We start from the raw sequence: 2,254 nt of genomic DNA, 5'->3' as shown, positions 1-2,254 counted from the left end.
TTTAAAAGCTGAAATGATTGCTTTTATTTCCCTTTTTCTGATGAATTAGGAGGTTAGGGTCGCTTTCATCCCTTCATTATTGTCTCCATTCTCATTTTCCGATAATTTTTTTGAAAATGCGTGCCCCCTGCGCCTTTTTCTGCGGACATGTATTCTGAAAGCCGGAACTTAACCGGAGCAGTATCATTATTTTGTTCTGATGGAAAAAGAGCCAGAAGACCGGGACACACCGGATTTCAGACAAACCCAGCGATTTGATTATTTAATGGCCCGCTATCTTGCCCGGGAGGCTTCCGGGGCGGAAAAGGAGGAGCTGCGCTGGCTGGCTGAAAACGGTTTCGGGAAACAATTTCAAAATTGGATAGACGAGCAGTACACCCTGGATACCGGCATGGAATCCATTCCGGACCAGGTACAGGCAGAAATGCTCGATAATATTCTTGGCGCAGCTCCGGCCAAACCTAAATCATTTCAATTTCGATGGAGCTGGGCAGCGGCGGCTATCCTCCTGCTGGGCCCGGTTTGGTGGTTTACATACCGGAATGCGCCTGTCGCCGGGAAAATTGCCCGGACAGAAGTCCATTCGGAGAATTCTGATCAACTGAATTTTAAAGGAAAACAATACCTGAACCTTCCTGATGGCAGCACTGTGCTCATGAACGAAGGCAGTGAGCTCAGCTACTCTCCTGGTATGTTTGCCAAGGGAATTCGTACAGTTAACTTAAAAGGTGAGGCTTACTTTGATGTAGCGCATAATCCCAAAAGCGTTTTCCAGGTGAGGGCAGGGGAGATCCTGACGCGCGTTCTGGGGACCGCATTCAATGTACGCGCCCTGCCGGGGGAAGTGAAGGTGACAGTTACCCGGGGGCTTGTGGAAGTAGGTGGAAATGACGGTGTTTTTACAAAGTTGAAACCTGACGAGCAGGTTACTGTTGATGTAAAAAGGGATCAATTTAAAATGACGCGCATTGACGCAGAGCACGAACTGGCCTGGCGGAATAACTTCCTGGTTTTTGACAACATAAAGCTTGAAGAAGCCCGCGAGCTGATCGAGGATCACTATGGGACTGAGCTTACATTTACCGAGCCCGAAATCCTAAAATGCCGCATTACCGCTTCCTTCCTGAATGCAGAAGATTTGCCTACCGTCCTCAAAGTACTATCGGCGATGACGGGTGCTACTTATTCGATTGATGGAAAAAAGGCAACCCTGACAGGAGGTTCCTGCACGTAATCCTTACAAAACCAGCTTAACCAACTATATCATGATAATTCAACACCTCCTCCGGCCACATCCCGACGACAGCTAGACGGCGCAACCGTATATGGAGTAAAAAACAAAGCCCCCCGACGGCCACCGGAAGGCTTCAATACCGTAGCAAATGGATGTTACGGCTCCGTTTTTAACATTTTGGAATCACTAAAAACGTCTGGTAAATGTATAAAAATTTTATCAACCGGGGAAGGCATGCCCTTTCTGCCCTACAACCCGCCATTAAGCCGATCATGCGAATAGGGTTGCTCTATCTCATTATAACAATTACCTGTGCACAGCTGCTGCTGGCGAATTCGTCAGGTGCACAGTCGCTGGCTGAAATTCAGGTTTCCGTCGAGCTCAGGAACGAAGAAGTCAGGAACCTTCTCAAACAAATAGAGAAGCAGACTGCATTGCGCTTCGCCTACATGGAAAACCAGCTGAGCCGCAAGGAGAAGTTTAACCTTCCAAAAGGCCGGTACAGGGTTTCGGAGGCACTGAACGTCACACTCCCCGCCTTGAACCTGACCTATATGAATACGGGAAACGGCGTATATATCATGCGAAAGCAGCCTGATCAGAAAGACGGAAGATCTTCGCAGGCAGGCGCGAGTGAATACACCGGAGCGGCGCTTGCCGCGCCTGTTCAACTGACTGTAAAAGGGAAAGTTGCCGATGAAAAAGGGGAGGGGCTGCCGGGTGTCAACATCATTTTAAAAGGTACCCAGCAGGGACAGATCAGCGATGTCGATGGCCGGTTTTCCATTGAAGTCCCTGATGAGAATGCCGTGCTGGTGTTTTCTTTCGTAGGTTACGTTCCGCAGGAAGTGGCGGTTGGTAAAAAGACGGAGGTCGAGGTACTGTTGAAAGTAGACCAGAAAGCGCTCGACGAAGTTGTGGTGGTAGGGTACGGCACTCAGCAACGCAGGAATATCTCTGGCTCCATCGCTACGGCACCGACTGAGCTGGTAGCCAACCGACCGGTGATGAATGTGGGCC

General features: G+C 49.4%; 2 protein-coding genes. Both read left to right on the top strand.

Annotated features, from left to right (window positions below):
- Nucleotides 1-199 precede the first annotated feature (199 nt).
- Nucleotides 200-1,234 (top strand): FecR family protein, encoded by a 1,035-nt coding sequence (locus ACTIE6_RS25325; RefSeq protein ID WP_439559274.1) that lies wholly within the window; start codon nt 200-202, stop codon nt 1,232-1,234.
- Between the two features lie 203 nt (nt 1,235-1,437).
- On the top strand, nt 1,438-2,254 hold an 817-nt coding region (locus ACTIE6_RS25320), incomplete at its 3' end, for a carboxypeptidase-like regulatory domain-containing protein (protein ID WP_439559273.1).

Origin of the sequence: Dyadobacter sp. (assembly GCF_051859145.1) — a bacterium.
Classification (GTDB): Bacteria; Bacteroidota; Bacteroidia; order Cytophagales; family Spirosomataceae; genus Dyadobacter.
Note: the sequence above shows the minus strand (reverse complement) of the source record. Positions and strands in the feature narration are given on the sequence as shown.

Bases quoted from the DNA above. Each gene is read 5' to 3' on its own strand.
- ACTIE6_RS25325 (WP_439559274.1), top strand. From the start codon at position 200: ATGGAAAAAGAGCCAGAAGACCGGGACACACCGGATTTCAGACAAACC.